This window comes from uncultured Phocaeicola sp. (assembly GCF_948499155.1).
Taxonomy (GTDB): Bacteria; Bacteroidota; Bacteroidia; order Bacteroidales; family Bacteroidaceae; genus Phocaeicola; species Phocaeicola faecalis.
Map to the genome: position 1 here is coordinate 50,311 of NZ_CAOOSE010000022.1, position 24,098 is coordinate 74,408.

At 41.8% G+C, this 24,098-nt stretch carries 17 protein-coding genes; 1 reads left to right on the plus strand and 16 read right to left on the minus strand.

All coding sequences use genetic code 11. The features are described 5' to 3' along the window. Positions 1-4 precede the first annotated feature (4 nt). The 10 genes from QYT14_RS14325 to QYT14_RS14370 form a co-directional block, all read right to left on the minus strand. Positions 5-1,264 carry an efflux RND transporter periplasmic adaptor subunit gene (locus tag QYT14_RS14325; protein ID WP_288325293.1) on the minus strand — a complete coding sequence of 420 codons (1,260 nt, stop codon included), beginning with the start codon at positions 1,262-1,264 and terminating at the stop codon, positions 5-7. Between the two features lie 95 nt (positions 1,265-1,359). Then, positions 1,360-1,779, minus strand: a complete 420-nt coding sequence (locus QYT14_RS14330) for a DUF6769 family protein (protein ID WP_288325294.1) — start codon at positions 1,777-1,779, stop codon at positions 1,360-1,362. Between the two features lie 163 nt (positions 1,780-1,942). Next, the gene (locus QYT14_RS14335; protein WP_288325295.1) at positions 1,943-3,979 is read right to left on the minus strand and encodes a M13 family metallopeptidase; all 2,037 of its coding nucleotides are present in this window, start codon (positions 3,977-3,979) and stop codon (positions 1,943-1,945) included. Positions 3,980-4,010: 31 nt separating this feature from the next. Continuing rightward, a complete protein-coding gene (locus tag QYT14_RS14340) occupies positions 4,011-5,951 on the minus strand; it encodes an ABC-F family ATP-binding cassette domain-containing protein (RefSeq protein WP_288325296.1) in 1,941 nt (646 codons plus the stop codon). Positions 5,952-7,211: 1,260 nt separating this feature from the next. Further along, positions 7,212-8,807 carry a hypothetical protein gene (locus QYT14_RS14345; protein WP_288325297.1) on the minus strand — a complete coding sequence of 532 codons (1,596 nt, stop codon included), beginning with the start codon at positions 8,805-8,807 and terminating at the stop codon, positions 7,212-7,214. A 206-nt stretch (positions 8,808-9,013) separates the two neighbouring features. Then, on the minus strand, positions 9,014-10,285 hold the full coding sequence (locus QYT14_RS14350; protein WP_288325298.1) for an adenylosuccinate synthase: 1,272 nt from the start codon (positions 10,283-10,285) through the stop codon (positions 9,014-9,016). Between the two features lie 17 nt (positions 10,286-10,302). Then, positions 10,303-10,794 (minus strand): Fur family transcriptional regulator, encoded by a 492-nt coding sequence (locus QYT14_RS14355; protein WP_237039718.1) that lies wholly within the window; start codon positions 10,792-10,794, stop codon positions 10,303-10,305. Positions 10,795-10,824: 30 nt separating this feature from the next. Beyond that, positions 10,825-11,493 carry a DNA alkylation repair protein gene (locus QYT14_RS14360; protein WP_237039703.1) on the minus strand — a complete coding sequence of 223 codons (669 nt, stop codon included), beginning with the start codon at positions 11,491-11,493 and terminating at the stop codon, positions 10,825-10,827. Between the two features lie 11 nt (positions 11,494-11,504). Beyond that, positions 11,505-13,493 carry a dihydrofolate reductase gene (locus tag QYT14_RS14365; protein ID WP_288325299.1) on the minus strand — a complete coding sequence of 663 codons (1,989 nt, stop codon included), beginning with the start codon at positions 13,491-13,493 and terminating at the stop codon, positions 11,505-11,507. Between the two features lie 143 nt (positions 13,494-13,636). After that, on the minus strand, positions 13,637-14,101 hold the full coding sequence (locus QYT14_RS14370) for a helix-turn-helix domain-containing protein (RefSeq protein WP_237039705.1): 465 nt from the start codon (positions 14,099-14,101) through the stop codon (positions 13,637-13,639). Between the two features lie 320 nt (positions 14,102-14,421). On the opposite strand from QYT14_RS14370, the gene recQ reads away from it, so the two are divergent. Then, positions 14,422-16,239: a DNA helicase RecQ gene (gene recQ / locus QYT14_RS14375; RefSeq protein WP_288325300.1), complete on the plus strand. Its 1,818-nt coding sequence runs from the start codon at positions 14,422-14,424 to the stop codon at positions 16,237-16,239. A gap of 18 nt (positions 16,240-16,257) precedes the next feature. On the opposite strand, the gene QYT14_RS14380 is transcribed toward recQ, so the two are convergent. From QYT14_RS14380 to QYT14_RS14405, 6 genes are all read right to left on the minus strand, one after another. After that, positions 16,258-17,079, minus strand: a complete 822-nt coding sequence (locus QYT14_RS14380; protein WP_288325301.1) for a tetratricopeptide repeat protein — start codon at positions 17,077-17,079, stop codon at positions 16,258-16,260. Between the two features lie 202 nt (positions 17,080-17,281). Continuing rightward, complete coding sequence (leuB, locus tag QYT14_RS14385) at positions 17,282-18,343, minus strand: 3-isopropylmalate dehydrogenase (protein ID WP_288325302.1); 1,062 nt, start codon at positions 18,341-18,343, stop codon at positions 17,282-17,284. Between the two features lie 54 nt (positions 18,344-18,397). Beyond that, the gene (locus QYT14_RS14390) at positions 18,398-19,942 is read right to left on the minus strand and encodes an alpha-isopropylmalate synthase regulatory domain-containing protein (RefSeq protein WP_237039709.1); all 1,545 of its coding nucleotides are present in this window, start codon (positions 19,940-19,942) and stop codon (positions 18,398-18,400) included. Continuing rightward, the gene (gene leuD, locus QYT14_RS14395; RefSeq protein ID WP_237039710.1) at positions 19,921-20,517 is read right to left on the minus strand and encodes a 3-isopropylmalate dehydratase small subunit; all 597 of its coding nucleotides are present in this window, start codon (positions 20,515-20,517) and stop codon (positions 19,921-19,923) included. The genes QYT14_RS14390 and leuD overlap by 22 nt, the downstream gene beginning before the upstream one ends. Before the next feature lie 228 nt (positions 20,518-20,745). Further along, positions 20,746-22,128, minus strand: a complete 1,383-nt coding sequence (gene leuC, locus QYT14_RS14400; protein WP_237039711.1) for a 3-isopropylmalate dehydratase large subunit — start codon at positions 22,126-22,128, stop codon at positions 20,746-20,748. 18 nt (positions 22,129-22,146) lie between these two features. After that, entirely contained in the window at positions 22,147-23,643 is a 1,497-nt protein-coding gene (locus QYT14_RS14405; protein ID WP_237039712.1) for a 2-isopropylmalate synthase, read from the minus strand. Positions 23,644-24,098: the final 455 nt, after the last annotated feature.

The window sequence follows — 24,098 nt, forward strand, 5'->3', positions numbered from 1 at the left end:
CTGATTAATGTTCATGACTATGGGCCGGAATCGCATTGCTGGCCGATGCCAACTTCACTTGATAGGCTCCCTTTGTTACCACACGGTCACCGGCTTTCAAACCGGTCAGAATCTGCACTTCCTTTCCGTTGCTCGCTCCCAAAGTTACCTCCTGTTTCTTATATCCCTCCTCATCCACTTGCTGATAAATAAAGTACAGGCCTTGTTCCTCGGTCAATGCCGTAACCGGTAAAGTCAGTACATCAGGCATTTCCGACGAGAGCAGATACACCTCCACATACGAGCCGGGAATCACATCTCCCCGATTATCAAATTCGAAAGTTACAGGTACATAGAAAGAAGTACCCCCGGATGCCTTACCGTATGAGAGCAGACGTCCTTTCAGTTCACCCAACTCATATACCTTATTATCGTATGGAGTCTTGAAGTTGGCCGACTGGATGCTATGCAGATAACCATAATATTTCTCGGAAACATCGGCCCGCAGGAACAGACGACGGTTCTGGGTGATACTTACCAAAGGCTGGCCTACCGATACATAGTCGCCTTCCTGTACCAGACAATTCTTGATGTAACCACCCAAAGGAGCCGTTACCGACACACCGTTCTTGGTCTGGTTCTTCGAAATAGCCTCGTATGCCAATTGCGCATTTTCATAACTCTCCTTGATGGTGTTGAAATCCTTCTGCGATATAATCTGGCTTTCTACCAACTTGGCAGCACGTTCATATTCTTTCTTTGCAGTCTCGTATGCAATGCGGGCACGTTTTACGGGGTCTCCGTCCGGCATGTTCTCTGCAGAGATATTCAGGATAGGAGCACCTTTGCTTACACTCATACCGTCCGTTACCGGATGGCGAAAAGACACCACACCGGCTACATTGGCAACGACTACACTCTCATCGCCTTGTGCAGCCTGCACCTGTCCGCTGGTGGTTATCACCTGACGGAATGCTTTAGGTTGGATAATTTCCGACTCTACCCCGGCCGCTTTCGCTTTTTCGGGAGTCAAGATGATTTCGTCAGAGTGACCGGCTACAGCAGCTTCCGCTTCATGGTTATGACCTTCGTGACCTTCATTCTCATGGTCGTGGTTTTCTTTTTCGTGGTCATGTCCTTCGTGATTATGGTCATGTCCTTCGTGGTCGTGATTATGTGCTTCCTCCGTTCCATGATTGTGTCCTTCGTGGTCATGGCCCGATTTACTGTTGCAAGAGCCTAAAAGGAACAAGCCCAAGACTCCCATAAAGATAAGTTTCTTCATGATGATATTATTTGTTCTTACTTTTTTAATCTGATGACAAAATTAGGATAATAAAGATGCAACAAAGTTGCGGATAAAAAGGTCGTTTCTATCTGTTAAGCAAGAACATAAGGAGGAGCACGCAACCCCTTGACATGAGGGAGGCATGTGGAATGAAGTTTTTCTAAATAATAAATATCTGGAATCGTATTGTGTTCGGTAAGCCGCAATGAAAGCAACAGAATGTCCGGCACCATATAAAGCAATGAACAGAAGGAATAGTCCGGTGAAACGCTATTCTGCACCTTATCGGGAGTAATACTCTTGAATTTGGTCACACAACCGGCATTACAAGTGTGCTCGTCATGCGATATATCGTGGTTGTGATGTTCCCCCGAACATTGACAGCCACAGACCGCAATATCATGTTGTAAACAAAGTATCTCACGGTGATGATGATGCGGCAAGACAGATGCCGTTAACATAATGATGCTAACAAGTATCAAAAAATATGCTATGTACCTTCTCCGTTTCATCGCCCGCAAAAATAACGGTTTATTGATTAAAATCCAAATAGAAAGAGAGTTATATCAAAAGAAAAAATATCCGCCGTAGAGGGAAGATTCCCAATTTCACTGTTTTCCGATTAAACTTGTGAAATTCCCAACCTACCCTCTACCGGCGAATATAAAGAATATCTTACCAAATAGAAACCCGTTTCTCCGGTGCCAAATACATCGAATCGTTTTCGGTTATATTGAACGCCTCATACCATGCTCCGATTTGAGGAAGTGCCCCATTCACACGCCATCTGCCCAAAGAATGAGGATCTGATTTTGTCTGTAGACGAATCTGCTCATCGCGTACATTACCCGCCCATACTCCGGCGTATGACAAGAAGAAGCGTTGTTCGGGTGTAAATCCGTCCACCACTCCCAAAGGAGCATCTTTTGTTGCATTCTTAAATGCCTGGAAAGAAACCTGCAAACCTCCATGGTCGGCAATATTCTCACCTAAAGTCAAAGAACCGTTCGCATGTAATCCCGGCAATACCTGAATGCTGTCGAAGAAGTTCACCATTACCTGGGCACGTGTATTGAAACGTTCCGCATCTTCCGGTGTCCACCAGTCTTTCAAGTTACCGTCCTTATCGAATTGACGTCCCTGGTCATCAAACCCATGAGTCATTTCATGTCCGATAACCACACCGATAGCTCCGTAATTGAAAGCATCATCGGCATTCATATCAAAGAACGGATACTGAAGGATACCGGCCGGGAAACAAATTTCATTGGTAGTGGGATTGTAATAAGCATTCACCGTTTGCGGAGTCATTCCCCACTCGTCGCGGTCTACCGGCTTGCCGGCTTTTGCCAATTCATAATCGAGTTCAAACTTAGTGGCACGTTTCACATTTGCCCAATAAGAGTCTTTTTCAACATCCAAAGCCGTATAATCTCTCCACTTATCGGGATAGCCCACTTTCACATAGAAAGAATTCAACTTCTCGATGGCTTTTGTCTTGGTGCTGTCGCCCATCCATTCCAAGTTCCGGATACGTTCGCCCAAAGCAGTCTGCAGGTTCTTGACCAACTGCACCATACGTTCTTTGGCCGCAGCAGGGAAATATTTTTCCACATACATCTGTCCTACCGCTTCACCCAGCATACCGTTCACAGTGCCTACCGCACGTTTCCAGCGCGGCTGGTTTTCTTTTCTTCCCGATAAAGCTTTGCCATAGAAGTCAAAATTCTGTGCCACAAAGTCGTCGCTCAAATAACCGGCAGCCCGATTGATTAACTTCCATTGCATATAAGCAACCTGCTTTTCTACAGGCATGGTATTGATTATCTTTTCCACTTCCTTGATGGGTTCCACTTGAGACACGCTCAGTTCCGTAACACCTTTTACTCCCACCCCACTGAGAAATGCATCCCAATCGATGCCCGGAACAGATTTCTTCAATTCATCCAGCGTCATCTTATGATAATTGGCAGCAGGATTACGCTGTTCCACAGCACTGAAAGAAGCTTTGGCTATGCGTGTTTCGATTTCAAGGACTGCCTCCATATTCTTCCGGGCGGCAGATTCATCAAAGCCCGCCAACTGGAACATCTTTACAATATGTTCCTTATATTTATTACGAATATCTGTTGTAGCCTCATCGGTATCCAAATAATATTCTTTCTCACCCAAACTGATACCTCCCTGATATAACTGAAACAAATTGCTCTTACTGTCCATAATATCGGCATCAACAAAGAAAGTAAAATAAGGGCGTATGCCGATATGAGACAATTCAGCCATCATCGGAACAATCTCCGCCTTGTCTTTTACCGAAGCGATTCTCTCTAAATCAGCTTTGATAGGCTCTATCCCTTCTGCATTCAGTTTGGCACTGTCCATCGCCAAATTATAAATATCGGCAATCTTTTGAGCTACCGTGCCTTTCTCATTTTCCTGTCCGGCTATTTCCGTAATCAGCCCTTTTAACTGCTCCCGATTGTTCTCGGCCAGCATATCGAATGAGCCGAAGCGTGAATACTCGTCTGTCAACGGATGTTTTTTCATCCACCCGCCACAAGCATATTGAAAGAAATCCGCACCCCGGACAACCGTTGTGTCCAAGTTGCCTAAATCTATTCCTGAAGCCATCACAGCCTCTTTCTTGCTTTCACAACCGGCAGCTATCGTCAGCGCCAGTGCAGCCATAGGTAAATAATGTTTTGCTTTCATCTGAATTTATATATAAAATTATATTTTATTGTCAGCCCTGTGCCTCTTCCAGTTCCATGGAAACACTCTCCCATTCCTCTACCACTGCATCCAAGTCCTTCTTCAACTGTTGGTGCTGCTCGTAAAGGCTCATGTCCGACGCTCCTTCAGGAGTTGCCATCTTAGCTTCTACTCCGGCTATCTGCGCTTCCAGTTTCTCTATTTTCTGCTCGCAGTCCGCCACTTGTTTCTCCAGTTTACGCAACTTCTTATTCAGTTCTTTCTGAGCTTCATAAGACAGTTTGTTTTCACTTACCGGTTCCGGCTCTTCGTTTTTCACTGCAGAAGCGGTAGGAGAAGAAGACAATTGCAGTTCATTCAAGTTCTCTATCTTCTTTTTCTGCAAGAAATCATAGATACCTCCGATATGTTCTTTCACCACACCGCCGCCAAATTCAAACACTTTCGTTACCAGCCCATCCAGAAACTCACGGTCATGTGACACCACCACTACCGTACCGTCAAACTCTTTAATCGCTTCCTTCAGTACGTCTTTCGAACGCATATCAAGATGGTTGGTAGGCTCATCCAAGATAAGAAAGTTAACCGGTTCAAGCAGCAGTTTAATCATAGCCAATCGGCTGCGCTCTCCTCCCGACAGCACTTTTACTTTCTTGTCCGATGCCTCGCCTCCAAACATAAAGGCTCCCAATATATCTCTGATTTTTAAACGGATATCCCCTTTAGCTACATAATCAATGGTGTCAAATACCGTCAGATTCTCATCCAACAATTGAGCCTGATTTTGAGCAAAATATCCTATCTGCACATTGTGTCCGATAGTCAGTTTGCCTTCGTATGGAATCTCGTCCATGATACATTTTACCAACGTAGACTTACCTTCACCGTTCTTTCCCACAAATGCCACCTTCTCACCGCGGTTAATAGTTAGGGTCACATCATGGAATACGACATGGCTGCCATACGCTTTCTTTACCCCTTCACAAATCACCGGATAATTGCCCGAACGCATGGCGGGAGGAAACTTCAGACGCAATGCCGAATTATCTTCATCGTCAATCTCAATAGGAACAATTTTTTCTAATTGTTTGATGCAACTTTGCACTTGTACGGCTTTAGTAGCTTTGTAGCGGAAACGTTCTATAAAATCTTCCGTATCCTGAATTTGCTTCTGCTGGTTTTCATAGGCACGGAGTTGCTGCTCCCGACGTTCTTTGCGCAACACGACAAAGTCATCATAAGCTACCTTATAATCATAGATTCGTCCGCAGGATATCTCAATGGTACGGTTGGTCACATTATTAATAAAGGCACGGTCATGGCTGACCAATACCACAGCTCCGGCATTTACCTTCAGGAAATTCTCCAGCCATTGGATACTTTCAATATCCAAATGGTTAGTAGGCTCGTCCAGAAGCAATACATCCGGGCGGCGCAAAAGCAGTTTAGCCAGCTCGATACGCATACGCCAACCACCGCTAAACTCGGAAGTGGGACGGTTAAAGTCTTCACGGCAAAACCCCAACCCCATTAATGTACGCTCTATTTCAGCCTTATAGTTAGTGCCTCCCATCATCAGGAAGCGTTCATTATCGTGAGTGAATTTCTCAATCAAATGATGATACCCCTCCGAATCATAATCTGTGCGGTCTGCCAATTCCTGATTCATCTTTTCAAGACTTTCCTGCATCTCGAAAATATGTTCAAATGCCATCTCAGCTTCTTCCATCACAGTATGCTTATCGCTAAGTATCATCACCTGAGGCAAATAACCGATACTTACCTCCTTTGGAACAGAAACCGTGCCCGAAGTAGGGGCTTGCATACCGGCCAAAATCTTCAACATGGTGGATTTGCCTGCACCGTTCTTTCCAACCAGCGCAATGCGGTCTCTTTTATTAATTACATAAGATACATCCTCAAACAAGGGTGTAACTCCAAATTCTACCTTTAAATTATCTACTGAAACCATTCGTTTTTTATCCTTTTGCAAAAGTGGCAACAAAGATACGGTTTTATATGCAAAGAAGATGAAAAAGAAGCAGATAAATAGCTTCTCGGCTTTAACAAACAGAACAATTCTCTTAAAACATGTTAGAAAACATACTTTTTTGCTTGTTTTATTTGCATATTTCGCTAAAGTCCGTACCTTTGCATTGTGTTTTTCATAGTATTAGATTTAAGGTTAACAAAGGTTGGAGCAAGGCGTTGCTCCTTTTTTTATTTTATACCCTCCTCCTTCCCCATCGCTATTCATCACTTAGAAGGCACAAGGCTGTAAACCGGGTCAGTTATTATTCTTGGTGATTTAATATATCAAGCAAATACCTGTCACCGGTGTTGGCTCCTCCGGTTTTTAAACTCTGCATATCTTTTAAATTCCCTAAGTCGCTTCATTAGCCAGACTAAGCCTTTTCGTCCTTTCGATTATGCCTGTATATAGGTCAGATTACTACAGTCTCCGACAGTGGACTGTATAGTCCGTTACGGTAGACTGTACGGTCCGTTACGGTGGACTGTACAGTCCATTGCCGCAGTCTGTAATAATCTTCCGTTCAAAAGGGCTTGGCTGACCCTATGAAACGGCTTACCCTTCCCTTCGTTGGTGATACATCAGTTATAAGGAGATAAAACGATGATTTACGTCCCCCAAGAAAACAATGTGACCCTGTAAACTCCATCACATGAAAGGATTTATAACACTCTCTGATTGTTTAGAGCTTCACTTGTTAACAAATCCGTCGGCATGATAAACCATGTTATAATGCACGCCGAGTTGACTCTAAAACTTGCATTTCCAATAAATCTCCGTATCTTTGCAATGTGTTTTTCATAGTATTAGATTTAAGGTTAACAAAAGATTGGCTGTCTGGGATAGATAGCCATTTTTTATGCCCATACGCGAACGGTATCCGAACCACTCCCCTTGGAATAAAGAAATAAAAAAAGCCTTGGAAAAACCAAGGCCTAAATAATAACTTTGTTACCCTAAAAAACATCTCTAACACCTAGAAAACTCACAAATGTTTAGCGTTCAACTTTTAGTACATAATCTAAATGTCTTAATGTGCGTGCAAAGATAAGTAATCATCCCTATCCGGACAAGAGATACAGATGTACAAACGCCGCTTCTATATACATATTGATTATCAAATAATTAAGCTTATTTTTCAGGCTTAAATTCAACTCAGATGATGTACAAAAACAATTTTCTTTCTTGAAACGGATGTTTTTAGAAGTTTTTGATAAACTCATCAAAGCTCATATTCTCAATACCGATTTTCTCTTTCAGCCTCATCTTTTTACGTGAAATGCTTCCTTTGGCTATATGATAAATTTCAGAAAGCAGCGCAATAGGCAATTCCATTTTCACAAGACAACAAAACTGGAGCTCTTCGTCCGTCAGCAAAGGAGAATGTTCTTTCAGCCGAACCGTGAACTTATTAAAACAAGCATCCGTATTCTTGATGATAATATCCCACTCTTCCTGTTCCAAGTTCATGGCTCCTTGCGTGTTTTGGCTTTTCAATAAGACGGGAACAGTTATCGCATTCAGTCTTTTATAATATTCCACAGTCAGATTCAGTTTCTGAACTTCAGCCTTCTTTCTCTCATCTCGCTCTTTAAGCAATTGATATTCCATTTCTTTCTTCATCAGCAAGGCCCGCATCGTTTTTTCTTCCTCCAGCTTAATGTCGTACTCCAGCCGCTTTTTCCGCTTTTGCTCTTTATAGTACAATACAACAAGGACAAGAAGAAGGAGAAAAGCCACACTGACCAGCCTATAGATAGTCAACTGTTTGCGCTCCAACCCCAACTCGGCTGTTTCAGCATTCTCTTTTTGCTTCTTATACGCCTCTATACTATGCAAATGATAGATATAATTTTCTTTCTCCTTCAAATCAGATGAGTCATTATACAAAATATATTCCTTCAAATATTTAAGTGCCTCTGCTTTATTTCCTTGCCGCTCTTCCAACAGTGACAAATCATAATAAGCCCTCATTTTTGTGAGATAGTCTTTGCTGTCCAAGGAGCTTTTCAGATAATATAAGGCCGAATCCTTCTGTGAGAGCTTAAACAATGCATCCGCCTTTAAATTATAATAGTCATACAATAACATACTATCCTCTTCGAGCTGTATGGCGCGGTTGATACTTTCAAGCGACTCTGGCAATTGATGGTTCTGAAGATAGTTACGACTTAAATCAGCATAAGCCGCAGAGAGGTAAGAGGTTTCCTCCGGCGGTAAAGTTTGAATGGCTTTCATAAGATGATTGATGCCACATTCATAATTGCCCATGGCATGATAGTACTTGGCCGTCTCTATATACGAACGCCCTATCCTGAATGAATCATTCATTAAAACAGCATATTCCATCGCTTCATCTTTGACTTCTTTTTCATCATTGCGCATCATCTTGAAGTGATATATCTTCCCCATCGAATAGTTCAGAAGGTATTTTGTGCTGTAGTCATCGTCTATCGCATAATTCTCTGCCTTTTGGTAGCATTCCGAAGCCTCCAGAAAATATCCTTTTTCTGCCAATATCTTACCTTTGTAAAGATAGGACTGCGACAACCTCAATGAATCATTCTTTTTCTTATAATATGTGATGGCTATATTTATCAAAGAGTCCGACCGTGACAATGAATCTTGTATATATTGCCCTTTGGCCAATAACAGACAATGTAAGGCAAGCTCTCCTCCGGTCAAGTCTTCAACCTCCATTTGCTCTAACTGTCCAATCGCCTCATCGGGCTCTTCGTCCAACAAAGACTCAATCCGGTACAGTTCTGCCAAATGCTTGTCTCTTGTCGAAAACATATATAATGCCAAAAGGAGTAACAATATTGGCAATATATACAATAATGGCCTTTTCATTCTAGCAAAGTTGACGTTTCTCACATTTTATAATTTAAGGCTAACAGACGACAAGTTAAACAGAATATTCAATACCCGCAAATAATGTTGTATAAAAAAAGCGCAACCGATAAAAGTTGCGCTTTCTCCTAATGTATGTATCCGATTAATTACTCTTCAGTATAGCGTTCGATGGTTTGTTCACGGTCGGGCCCTACAGAAATAATCTTAATAGGAGTCTCCAACTGCTCTTCCAGGAAACTTATATAAGCATTAAATTCTTCGGGAAACTCATCTTCACTGGTCATTTTGGTCATATCAGTCTTCCATCCGGGCAATTCGGCATAAATCGGTTCCACCCCATCTGCTATGTCATAAGGGAAATAATCAATTTCTTCGCCATTTACCTTGTAAGCGACACAAGCCTTGATGGTATCAAAATCATCAAGTACATCACTCTTCATCATAATCAACTGGGTTACACCGTTCACCATGATAGAATACTTTAAGGCTACCAAATCAATCCATCCACAACGACGTTCACGACCTGTCACAGCACCATATTCATGCCCCAAGTCACGAATCTTCTTGCCTGTTTCGTCAAACAATTCAGTCGGGAAAGGACCGGAGCCAACACGTGTGCAATAAGCTTTCATGATACCGTAAACATTACCGATTTTATTCGGACCGATACCCAAACCGGTACAAGCACCTGCGCAAATGGTATTTGAAGAAGTCACAAAAGGGTAAGAACCGAAATCAACATCCAGCATTGTACCTTGAGCACCTTCACACAGAACCGTCTTACCGGCCTTCAGCAAATTATTGATTTCATGTTCACTGTCTACCAAATGGAATTGCTTCAAGTATTCGATTCCTTCCAACCATTGCTTTTCCAATTCCGTTATATCATATTCGTAGTTCAGGCTTTTCAAGATTTGTTCGTGACGAGCCTTTGCCTTAGCATATTTTTCTTCAAAATTATGGAGAATATCTCCCACACGCATACCGTTACGGCTTACTTTATCTGTATAAGTCGGGCCGATACCTTTACCGGTGGTACCCACTTTTGCATCCCCTTTAGCGGCTTCGTATGCGGCATCCAGGATACGATGAGTCGGTAAAATCAGATGCGCTTTCTTCGAAATGTGCAAACGCTCCTTCAATGAATGGCCGCTTGCTTCGAGAGCTTCTGCCTCTGCTTTGAACAATGACGGATCGAGCACCACACCATTACCGATTATATTTACCTTATCACCTTGAAAAATTCCCGAGGGAATAGAACGGAGTACATATTTTTGGCCTTCGAATTCCAAAGTGTGACCGGCATTAGGCCCTCCCTGAAAACGAGCTACCACATCATAACGGGGAGTCAATACATCGACAACCTTACCTTTGCCTTCATCACCCCATTGCAAACCTAACAAGACATCTACTTTCATGTTTCTTCGTTTTATTGTTACTTATTTTTTTTCTTTCTGCGTTTTGCCCAAGTACATTTGCTGCATATACCATATATATATAAGGAGTAATTGGAAGCCGTAAACTTTTTCAGCTTCGTATTGGCAATAGCCTGCTTCAGACTTTCATTCTGAAACTCTGTGACTTTGCCACATTCCGTACATATCATGTGATGATGGGTTTCATTATTGTACGCACGTTCGTACTGGGAAGAGTTACCAAACTGATGTTTTATGACCAGCTTTGCATCGATAAACAAAACAATAGTATTATAAAGAGTGGCACGGCTGACGCGGAACTTCCCATCAGTTGCCATATAATTATAAAGCGTATCGATATCAAAGTGACCTTTGATGGAATAGATAGTATCGAGTATAGCATACCTTTCGGGCGTCTTTCGATGCCCGTTCTTCTGCAGGTACTCAGTTAAAACCTGTTTTACAGTATCTTTCACATTTTCTTCCATCGCAGATTTCAGTTCCGCCGTCAAAGTTAAACCTTTTTGTGATAACATGAAAGTTTAATGCCAATATTCTGTCTCTAATTTTATTTCAGAGGCCAAAACTGCCACTCCGGGCTTGTCTGATTTAATGATAGGGGCAAGTAATCTGTTTATCTTCCTGCCATTCTCCCGGCTTTGGACAGCAAACTTGCGCAAAGCTGTTGCCGCTGCTTTTTGTGGCAGTGTCTCTTCACTCTGCAAGCTTGTTAGTGCCTGGTCAAGAAATTCGGCTTCCGCACGTTCGTTCAGTTGATTACCTTTCATCAATAGTCTTGCCATCAACATGAAACCGCATAACTGAAAATATTCGCGGTCGTCAGCCATCCATTCAAATGCTTTTTCCGAAGCATAAGGCAATTCTTGAAACAGCGTCATGCAAGTGAGTTCTGCAATCTCGGGATAACGCATATCTTCTACCCAAATATCTGCAATTTCGGGATAAAAGGTTTCTACCGGCTGCAACATACCGGCCAATATTTTGCATTCGCGTATGTTCTCTTTCCACAATGCCTGAGCCACGTCATGGTTCTTTTCATAACGAGCAGCAATTTCTTTCAGACGCGGAAGTTCAATGCCGAAATTCAATTTATAATCCAGTCCTTTTTCACGCATACTTTGAGAAGCAACTCCATTCATAAACAAACGGAACTGTCCCTTGATATCCTTTATTGTTTCATGTACATCCATATTTTTCCTTTTTATTCGTTTAGACAAGGTAGATTTGAATACTCTCTGCTATATCGCAACATTTGCTCGGCGTAATCCTCTTGGTAAGAGACCTTCACATCGGTGATACGGCCTTCTTCATCGGTCACTGCCTCGTATACAGGATTGATAAATCCTTTGTATGGAGCCAAATGCAACTTCTCATAGCGCGACAGGACTTCGGCATGCAATTGCGGGTCGACCTTTACGGCATATTTCTCTACCAGTTGGCGGGCTGCCTCATAATCTCCTTCGCTCTTGATGCGTTGAACCTCGGCTAACAGAGTGCCGAACAAATGACGCAGTTTCTTATAATCATTGATTTTCACATAAGTTTTCCCATCTTTCTTCACCAGTTCGACAACTTTTTCGGACGCCCCCTGCTCATAAGTCCACTTAGCTATCAGCTGGCGATTGCGCATGTGTGCCTCCTCTACCGAATGACCATACTCGATACGGACAAGCTGAGTCATCAATCCATTCATCATATATGTATAATATTCAGCCTTAAATGCATCTTCGTCCGGAGTCAATTCAAGTTCTATCATCTTTTGGTCTGGCAAATAATAAAGACCGAACAAATCGGCACGTGCTTCCTCGATAGTGGAACCATAAGCTTTCAAGGCGTCTTGATCTACACCGGGCAACAATTGTCCTGAGCCATGTCCCAAGCATTCATGCAAATCGGTATGGAGGTCGCCCGTCAAATCCGCATACTTGTCTATCCATTCTTTTTCTTCCGCACCATATACAAACTCATCCATAAAACCGTTGCCATGAGCAGCTTTATTATAAGCATCTGTCAGATTGCCAATAGTGACGGATTTAGAACCATGAACACTACGAATCCAATTCGAGTTAGGCAGATTGATACCGATAGCCGTTGCCGGATATAAATCACCTCCCAGCATTGCCGCCGTTATGACTTTTGCAGACACGCCTTTCACTTTCTCCTTTTTAAAAGACGGATTTACCGGTGAGTTATCTTCAAACCATTGCGCATTGGCACTGATTGTTTCCGTACGTTTAGTAGCTTCCAAATCTTTAAAATTGACAATGGATTCCCAACTGGCTTTCATCCCCAACGGGTCACCATAGCTCTCTATAAACCCATTGACAAAATCAACACGAGAATCCAAATCCTTTACCCAAAGGATAGAATACTCATCAAAAGTACGTAAATCTCCATTCTTATAAAACCGAATCAGCTTATTGAGCACAGCCCTCTGTCCTTCATTTTCCGCCACTTCAATAGCCTTTTCCAGCCAATAAATTATTTTATCGATAGCCAGTCCATACAATCCGCCTGACTTCCATACTTTCTCTTGCACTTTTCCGCTTTCTTTTACCAAACGGCTATTCATTCCGAACATGACAGGCTGGTCGTCATTCGGGTTTTTCAAAACATTGTAAAACTCTTCCGCTTCCTGCTGGGTTACCCCTTCATAATAATTCGCAGCCGAAGTCAGCACCAGGTCTTCCCCATCAGCCTGATTTACACGTTTAGGCATAACCTGAGCATCAAAGATAACCGGAAAGATTCTATCACAAAGCATATCTACCGTCTCACCATCCGCCAAAGGCAGTTTAGCAGCATCGACATTTTTCAACGCCGTTCTGAAAAATTCGGGAGTAAACGCTGGGACAAACTTATCTGAGGCATAATGATGATGAATGCCATTTGAAAACCATACCCGTTTCAAGTAAATCTCCAGATTGACAAAATCCACATCCACACGGTTTCCCTGATAATCTGTATATACTGCTTCAAGCATCCTGCGAATTGCCAAATTATATTTTCCGTTCTGGTCAAACAAAATATCACGTCCTTCCAAAGCCGCCTGTGATAAATAATAAACCAATTCTTTTTGCTTCAATGACAGTTTTTCAAAACCATGCACCACATAACGAAGCAATTGCAAATCCGCAAACCGCTCTACTGTGTAATCAAACGCCTTCTCTTCTTTTATTTCTTTCTCCATACTACTTGCAACTTGCTAACATAATCTTTTCTTACCAATTCCACAAACAAGTGTTTTTCAATGACGCCATATCAGTTTCAGGTTGAAACAAAAAAAGGAAAACAATAGTTTTCCTTTTTCTAAATCATATTGATGCTAATATTTTATTTTTCCATATTTCTCTTACGGAAGCCGTTAGGAGTTTCTCCTACATTCTTATAAAATGCTGCATAGAATGACTGGCGGTTAGCAAAACCTACCATTGAACTAATTTCTTCTACATTTTTGTCTGCATAACGTTTATCAATCAATAGATGCTTGGCATCTTTGATACGATACTCATTCAAAAGACAAGAATAATTCTTACCGAAACGAGAATTTACAACAGCAGACAAATAACGAGTGTTTGTCTTCAACTCTCTCGCTAAATCTTTAGCAGAATAATTAGGATCCTTATACTTCTTTTGAACCACGATGATATTCAAAATTTTATCATACAGTTCGTCAGCAAGTTCTGCTCTGATCAATGATCTATAAGCAGCCTTTTTGTCTTTTTTCTCTCGCAGGTTATAAGGTCTTTTCTTAGGAGCCTCTTCCTGAACTTCTACTTGTTTTTCTGCGTCGCTCATCACTTAGTTTTTTTGTTTGGTTAGTTAATAAGATTATAATGATTAAATTTTGCACAAAATTGGGGATTCTTTTTGGCTTATGCAAATTTTTTTGCTAAATTCTACTCTTAATTAATCACAACACGATATTCGAATTTCTTCAAGAAACTTTATTAATGCTTGGGATATCAAACAAAAAACTATTAAATGAAGCAATATCATCTTGAATTAGTTATCTATAAAAAGTCATCTCCCCAATTAATTCCCCATGTAGAGAATACCACATCTTAAAGATTTTACTACCTTTGCTCTCCATTACCTTTTAAAATAATAAACAGAATATGCTCCATATCCTCAAAACATACTTCGGATACGATACGTTCCGTCCTTTGCAACAAGACATTATCCAAAACATACTGGATAAAAAAGACACATTGGTTCTTATGCCCACCGGAGGTGGAAAATCAATTTGCTATCAACTTCCCGCCCTTATGATGGAAGGAACGACCATTGTCGTATCTCCGCTTATTTCATTGATGAAAGACCAAGTGGAAAGTTTGAGGGCTAACGGAATTGCGGCTCGTGCAATAAACAGCACAAATGATGAAACGGAGAATTTCAACCTACGCCGGGAGTGCATGCAAGGGAAAATCAAATTACTTTATATTTCGCCCGAACGGTTATTAATGGAGATGAACTTCTTGTTAAGAGATATCCACATTTCATTGGTTGCCATAGATGAAGCTCACTGTATCTCGCAATGGGGCCATGATTTCCGGCCCGAATACACTCAACTTAAGACCATCAGAGAACAATTTCCTAACGTTCCAATCGTAGCTTTAACTGCCACAGCCGATAAAATAACCCGTCAAGATATCATCAAACAATTATCTTTACGTAATCCTAAAGTATTCATTTCATCCTTCGACCGCCCCAATCTGAGTCTGGAAGTAAAAAGAGGATACCAGCAAAAAGACAAGACACGCACCATACTCGAGTTTATAGCACGTCATAAAAATGAATGTGGAATTATTTATTGCATGAGCCGAAGCAAGACCGAGAGTGTGGCGGAAATGCTGAGAAAACATGGAATACGTGTAGCTGTTTATCACGCCGGACTGAGTGCGGCTGCACGCGATGAAGCCCAAAATGACTTTATCAATGACCGCGTACAGGTTGTATGTGCCACCATCGCTTTTGGCATGGGCATAGATAAATCAAATGTCCGCTGGGTCATCCATTACAATCTGCCTAAAAGCATTGAAAGCTTTTATCAAGAGATTGGCCGTGCAGGACGAGATGGAATGGAAAGCGATACATTGCTTTTTTATTCTTTAAGTGATTTGATTCTGCTGTCAAAATTTGCCACAGAAAGTAACCAGCAAGAAATAAATCTGGAAAAACTCCACCGTATGCAACAATATGCAGAAGCGGATATTTGCCGACGACGTATTCTTCTCAACTATTTCGGAGAAACAATGGATCATGATTGTGGTAATTGTGACGTATGCCGCAATCCTCCGGAAAGGTTTGACGGCACTATTATCGTCCAAAAAGCATTAAGCGCCATTGCACGCACCAATCAACAAATCGGTACACACATGCTGGTAGATATCCTAAAAGGAGCTGCCGGACAGGAACTGATAGAAAAAGGATACGACAAGCTCAAGACTTATGCTGCCGGGCGAGACATCCCTGCCCGTGACTGGCAGGACTATTTGCTGCAAATGCTTAACTTGGGCTATTTTGAAATTGCATATAATGAGAACAACCACCTGAAAATAACAGAAAGCGGACAGAAAGTCTTATTCGGAAAAGAACCGGCAATGCTGGTCGTTATAAAACGTGAAGAATTCACTCCGAAAGAACATCGCAGGAAAAAGACTCAAGAACCAAAAGCCCTCTTCTCTATTCCAACAACCTTCGGTGAAGAAAACAAGGACCTGTTTGAAGAACTTCGTTCATTAAGAAAGAGATTGGCTGACCAACAAGCCATTCCCGCTTATATTGTACTCTCTGACAAAACCTTACATTTAATTGCGACACAGCAACCCACCAGTATTGAGGCTTTTGGAGAAATCAGCGGTATCGGAGAATACAAAAAAGATAAATACGGAAAAGAGTTTGTCGAACTGATAAAAAAGAAACTAGGAAAATAAAGAATGAAAGGCCAAGTATTATTTACTGGCCTTCAACTTATCTTGCAGTTCAGGACGGGGAACGCCCAGTTCTATTGCCCTCTCAAAAGCAACATAAGCTTCCCTTTTTTTCTTCTGGCTCAGATATATTTCACCACACATGACATATATCTCCGCATCTTTGGGAGACAACTTGGCTGCCGATTCCAAATCCAGTAATGCCAAGTCGGGAGTGTTCATTTCTATCTCCAGATTGGCACGTGCTTTCAATAAAGAAGCATCATTAGGGTAATCCGTTATCATACGGTTAAACTCTTCCAATGCCTCTCGGAACTTTAACTCTTTCTGATTCAGCAGAGCCATTCCCAAACGTCCCATCTTATTTTCAGGTTCTTCCTGCAACAAAGTATTATAATCTATCCGAGCTTCCTTATAGTCCCGGCGCTGCATATAAATGTAAGCGCGATACAGCAAAGCCTCCTGATTTTTCCTATCGATATCTATCACATTGCAGTAATCGATATAAGCTTTTTCATAGAGGTTTTTCTCTAAATATAAAGCAGCCCGATTCAATAAGATAGTAACAGAATAAGGAGCTAAATTAAGTCCCAAAGTATAGGATTCTATCGCTTTATCGATTTTTCCTAATCGATGTTGTACCGTCCCCAGATTTGAAAACAGCATAGAATTGCGCATATTTGCCGGTTCCAGCTTTAATGCTTCTTCAAACAGTCTTTCCGAAAGTTCCAAGCTGTCCCGCTCCGCCGCATCTACCGCACGGGCAGCCAATTGATCATACGTCTGTGCATGCATATAAATGCAGATGCAACAGAAAAGAAAATAACACAGTATTCGTTTCATCTATAATAATTTTTCCAATAGATTTCGATGCAAAAGTACGGCAATCTGAGAGATGATTCCTTTAGTTAAATAAAAAAAAGTATAAGGTTCGTTTTTTTATTCACCGTCACCTTATACTTTTATATATTGTCTCACCTGTTTTCATGCCGGTAAAACTTTCGTTTCAACAGCATAAACAACTTACTCCATCAGCAAAAGCGGATTACGCCTGCTTGATATAGTCCACAATCCAAGCACCAACTTCTTTTGTTCCGTATTTAGCACCACCTTCTACCTGAATTTCGGGTGTCCGCACATTTGCATCCAAGGAAGCATCCACTGCCCGACGAATCAATGCACCTTCTTCCTTGCAATTGAAGTACTCAAACAACATTGCCACTGATAAAATCTGAGCCAATGGATTAGCAATATTCAGACCTTTAGCCTGAGGCCATGAACCATGAATCGGCTCGAAAACAGGAGTGCTCTCGCCTGTTGAAGCAGAGGGAAGCAAGCCCATTGAGCCACTTATAACCGAGCCCTCGTCTGTAAGAATATCACCGAAAGTATTTTCTGTCACCATCACATCAAAGAAACATGGCTCCTGAATCATTTTCATTGCCGCATTATCTACAAACATATAGTCCGTAGTCACTTCCGGGTATTGAGGAGCCATTTCTTGGGCAATCTGTCTCCATAAACGAGAAGAAGCCAATACATTTGCCTTGTCAACTACAGTCAGATGCTTGCGGCGCTTCATGGCATATTCGAATCCGACTTTCAGAATACGCTCTATCTCGGGACGAGTATACATATTAGTGTCATAAGCCTTATCATTGTCCTGATATTTCTCTCCGAAATACATTCCACCAGTCAATTCACGGATGCAAATAAAATCTGCATTTTCTACCAACTCTGCACGCAGCGGTGATTTATGGACCAAACATTTAAAGGTTTGTACCGGACGAATGTTGGCAAACAGCCCCAATTTCTTACGCATGGCCAATAGTCCTTGCTCCGGACGAACTTTTGCCGTCGGGTTATTATCGAATTTAGGGTCACCTACAGCCGAGAACAATACGGCATCCGCATTCTTACAGACTTCGTAAGTCGCTTGGGGAAACGGGTCACCCACCTTGTCTATCGCATCTGCACCACAGATAGCATATTCATAACTTACCTTGTGTCCGAACTTCTCACAAACGGCATTCATCACATCAACGCCTTGTACTGATATTTCCGGTCCGATACCGTCACCGGCTAATACTGCAATTTTAAAATCCATCTTTTCTTTTATTTGTTTTCTTTATTTCTTATCTGTCTTTCCTCGGGTAATGTTTTAACCGATGTTTTCATATTCATTCTCTATAATATTCAGCATTTTCAGGGTAGCTTTAATTGCAGCTTCCGTCTGGTCTGCATCCAACCCGCGAGTGCGGAATACTTTATCTTCAAAGCTCCAGGTTATCACCGTCTGTACAAAAGCATCGGTACGTCCACCGGGGGGAATACTTACCGCATAATTGGTCAGCATCGGAAACTTACGCCCCAATGTCACTTTATATATCTTACGCAATGCACGTACAAACGCATCATATTGGCCATCGCCATTGGAATTCTCCTCAAATTCCTTCCCATTGATTTCCATCCGTACAGTAGCCATCGGCCTCAAACCATGAGCAAGCGTCACTATGTAACTCTTCAGCTTCACCCTTTCACTTACCACGCCATGTTTCAATACATCGGAAACAATATAGGGCAAGTCTTCCTGAGTGACCAACTCTTTCTTATCACCCAACTCAATGATACGCTCCGTCACTTTACGCATCGATTCTTCATCCAATTCAAGCCCGAGGTCTTCCAGATTTTTACGAATATTCGCCTTACCGCTTGTTTTACCCAATGCATATTCACGTTTGCGCCCAAATCGTTCCGGCAACAAGTCATTGCAATAAAGATTGTTCTTGTTATCGCCATCGGCATGAACTCCTGCTACCTGAGTAAAGACATTTTCACCCACAATCGGCTTGTTGGCGGGAATTACGATTCCCGAATAGGACTCGACCACACGGCTCACATCATTCAAACGACTTTCGTCGATATTTGTCACCGCACTAAAATGGTCTTTCAGAATAGCCTGCACACTGGCAAGCGGTGCATTGCCGGCCCGTTCGCCCAATCCGTTAATGGTAGTATGAAGCCCTTTTACCCCGCTGAGCACGGCAGCCAACACATTACTCACGGCAAGGTCGTAATCATTGTGTGCATGAAAATCGAAATGCATATCTGGATAATGCTTCTTCATTTTCCGCATATACTCGATAACCTGCAAAGGATTTAAAATCCCCAAAGTATCAGGCAACATATAACGTTTTATGCTGGTGGATTTCAGGCCGTCCATCAACTGGAATACATATTCGGGAGAATCCTTCATGCCGTTGCTCCAATCTTCCAAATATACATTGACGGCAATATCCAACTCATCGGCATAATGCACCACATTAATTATATCTTCGATATGCTCTTCCGGCGTCTTCTTCAGTTGGTGGGTACAATGTTTCAACGAGCCTTTGCAAAGCAAGTTTATTACCCGGCAACCGGTACTTTGTATCCAATCCACCGAAGTGTGTCCATCTACGAAGCCGAGCACTTCTACCTTGTGGAGCAGGTTGCGCCGTGCAGCCCAGTCGCATATCATTTTTACAGCTTCAAACTCACCATCTGATACACGGGCCGAGGCAACCTCCACCCTGTCTACCTTTAAATCCTCCAACAGCAAACGGGCAATCATCAATTTTTCATGGGGCACGAATGACACTCCGCTGGTCTGTTCACCGTCACGAAGTGTCGTGTCCATGATTTCTATCTTGACGCGTTCTCCCATGCTTCTATTTTATCTTTATTGGTCAGCAAAAAGTCGATGTCATCCAAACCATTCATCAGGCAATGCTTTTTATAGCCGTTAATCTCGAAAGATTCACTCTTGCCTGTCGCCTTATTAGTTATTGTCTGTTCGGGCAAGTTTACTTCTACTTTTGTTTTCGGGTTTGCGTAAATCGAGTCAAACAGTTCTTTCAGAAACTCTTCACTTACCACCACCGGTAAAACAAAGTTGTTCAGTTCATTATTCTTATGAATATCAGCGAAGAAACTCGAAACGACCACACGAAAACCATATCCGGCAATCGCCCATGCAGCATGTTCACGGCTGGAGCCCGAACCAAAGTTTTTTCCGGCCACAAGGATTTCTCCTCCATAAGTGGGATTATTCAGTACGAAATCCTCATTTAAAGAACCATCAGGGTTGTAACGCCAGTCACGGAATAAATTATCACCAAAGAATTTTTCTTCGCGTGTAGTTGCCTTTAAAAAACGGGCAGGGATGATTTGGTCTGTATCCACATTTTCCAAAGGAAGAGGGACACAAGTACTTGTTATTATATTGAATTTCTGTTTCATATTGACTCATTTTTTAGACTTGTATTCTTTATACCAATTAAAAACACCGTATATAACCGAAACTGTCAGAAGTATATAAATTGCTAATTCTCGAGCCACATTCCCCTCTGGAAAAAAGAGAGCAACAACGCATAATAGCAAACCAATGCCATAACATATTCTTATAATCATGCCTAGAGTTTTCATCTTTCTGCAACAATCAATTTTTTTTCTGACAAAAGGGTTCATTTACATTAACTCTCTCGGATCGGTAATAACCCCAGTTATTGCTGCTGCAGCGGCGACCAACGGACTGGCAAGCAGAGTGCGTGCACCCGGTCCCTGACGTCCCTCAAAGTTACGATTACTGGTTGATACCGAATATTTGCCGGCAGGAATCTTGTCATCATTCATAGCCAGACAAGCAGAACAACCCGGCTGACGAATAGCAAACCCGGCTTCTTCCAACACTTTATCCAATCCTTCCTCGCGAATCTGCGCATCCACCATCCACGAGCCTGGAACCAGCCAGGCAATGACGTTTTCTGCTTTCTTCTTTCCTTTTACTATAGAAGCAAAAGCACGGAAATCCTCGATACGGCCATTGGTACAAGCGCCCAAGAATACATAATCAATTTTCTTACCCAATAATGATTCGCCGGGTTGAAAGCCCATATAGTCCAATGATTTTTTATAAGAAGCGCTATGATTATCAGCAGGAATATGCTCGGTTATTCCCATTCCCATACCCGGATTGGTACCGTAAGTAATCATAGGTTGGATATCGGCAGCATCAAACCTTACTTCCTTATCAAATGTAGCATCTTCATCACTTTTCAAAGTCTTCCAATAGGCCATAGCTTTATCCCACTCCTCACCTTGAGGGGCATATTCTCTACCTTTAATATATTCAAAAGTTACTTCATCAGGAGCAACCATACCTCCACGAGCTCCCATCTCAATACTCAAATTACATAAGGTCAAGCGTCCTTCCATCGTCAGATTACGAACTGCAGAACCGGCATACTCCACAAAATATCCGGTAGCGCCACTGGTTGTCATCTTCGACATCATATAGAGGGCAATATCTTTGGCAGTCACTCCTTTACCCAGTTCTCCATCAACAGTTATGCGCATCGTTTTAGGACGAGACTGAAGAATGCATTGCGAAGCTAAAACCATTTCTACCTCGCTCGTACCTATCCCGAAAGCAACAGCTCCCATTGCTCCGTGAGTAGAAGTATGTGAGTCACCACAAACAATAGTCATACCCGGCAAAGTCAATCCCCTCTCAGGACCTACGACATGAATAATACCGTTTCTCTTATCCATCATCCCGAAATGTGCCAAACCAAAATCGGCAGCATTCTTGGCCAATGTATCTACTTGCGTCTTAGAAACAGGGTCTTCAATTGGTTTATCCTGATCATGAGTGGGAGTGTTATGATCCGGCATACAATAAATATGGTCAGGGCGAAATACTTTCACTCCACGTGCACGCAAACCTGAAAAAGCCTGCGGACTAGTTACCTCATGACAATAAAGTCTGTCAATATAAAGCTGAGTGGGCCCATCCTCTACTTTCTGCACTACATGGGCATCCCAAATCTTATCAAATAATGTGTTAGCCATTTTTGTATTTACGTATTATTATCTTTTAAACTTATTGATACAATCGATATATGCTTCTACTGATGCAGCAATGATATCTGTATTCGCTCCGAAGCCGTAATACATCTGTCCGTCATATTCCACCTGCATGTGCACTTTACCCATATCATCACTACCTTTACTGATAGCCTGAATAGTGAATTCTTTCAACACCATGTGGCGGTCAATAATCTTTTTCAATGCAGTGATAGCAGCATCTACAGGCCCATTACCACTGGCAGCAGCTTCAAAATGCTCGCCTGCTATATTCAGCCCAAGACTGGCCACGGAACGAACACCAACACCGCTCGTTACTTGCAGATAATCTAATTTGATATGATCATTAACACTTCTGTCAGCTCCTGCCAGCACAAGAATATCATCATCAGTGATGTCTTTCTTTTTATCGGCAAGTTTCAAGAAATCTTCATATACCTTATCCAATTTGTCCTGTTCCAATTCCACACCCAGAACATGAAGACGATGTTTCAATGCCGCGCGTCCACTACGAGCTGTCAGCACGATAGCATTATCATCAATACCCACATCTTTGGGGTCGATGATTTCATAGGTCTGTACATTCTTCAACACCCCATCCTGATGGATGCCCGACGAATGTGCAAAAGCATTACGACCTACAATCGCTTTGTTTGGCTGAACCGGCATATTCATAAGACTAGATACCATACGGCTCGTCGGATAAATTTTCTGAGTATTGATATTAGTTTGAATATGAATGTCATTATGACATTTGATAATCATCGCCACTTCTTCCAAAGAAGTATTTCCGGCACGTTCACCAATACCATTGATAGTCACTTCTACCTGACGCGCTCCGTTCAATACCCCATTAATAGTATTGGCTGTAGCCATACCCAAATCATTATGACAATGAGTGGAAATGATTGCTTTATCAATACCGTCCACATGATCTACCAGATATTTAATTTTCGCACCATATTCTTCGGGCAAACAATATCCCGTAGTATCAGGTATATTCACTACCGTAGCACCGGCCTTAATCACCGCTTCAACTACACGCGCCAAATACTCATTATCAGTTCGTCCTGCATCTTCTGCATAGAACTCCACATCATCTACAAAACGACGAGCATATTTCACGGCTGCTACCGCACGTTCTATAATTTCTTCACGAGTAGAATTAAACTTATATTTAATATGTGAATCAGAAGTGCCAATACCAGTATGGATACGTTTATGTTTAGCGAATCTCAATGCATCTGCAGCCACATCAATGTCTTTCTCTACCGCACGAGTCAAAGCACAGATGGTTGGCCAAGTCACAGCTTTAGATATTTCAATGACAGAGTTAAAATCTCCCGGACTTGAAATTGGGAATCCTGCTTCTATAACATCTACTCCCAAGGCTTCGAGTTGTTTAGCCACCTGAATCTTTTCTACTGTATTTAACTGACATCCCGGAACCTGCTCACCATCACGAAGAGTGGTGTCGAAAATAAATAATCTATCGCTCATAGCTTTCAATTTTATATTTTTATTTTAATTATACTCATTAAAAAAGCCTTTCGCACAAGGAAGTGAGAAAGGCTTTCGTATATCATTATTATACATACATTTATGCACGACACTCACTTCCCGCTGACTTTGCCAGTAGAATAATAATGCCGCATAGCAAAATATGTATAAACATTTGGTTCATATAATCTATCTCTTATTGTTTAAATCGATGCAAAGGTAGGGATTATTTTTTAATCGCAAAATAAAATGATAGTTTTTTCATTATACAAGCTACGATTTTTTATTTAACCCATGTAAAGAGTAACAATTTATCGGATGTAATAGAATAGAGTATCGAATATCATACAGATGAGCAGAATGTAATTTTTCCCCATTCCAAGCTATATGAGCAGTATAAATACAAAAGAAGCCTCCGAATCATTTGACTGACTCGGAGGCTTTCATTAAAACGG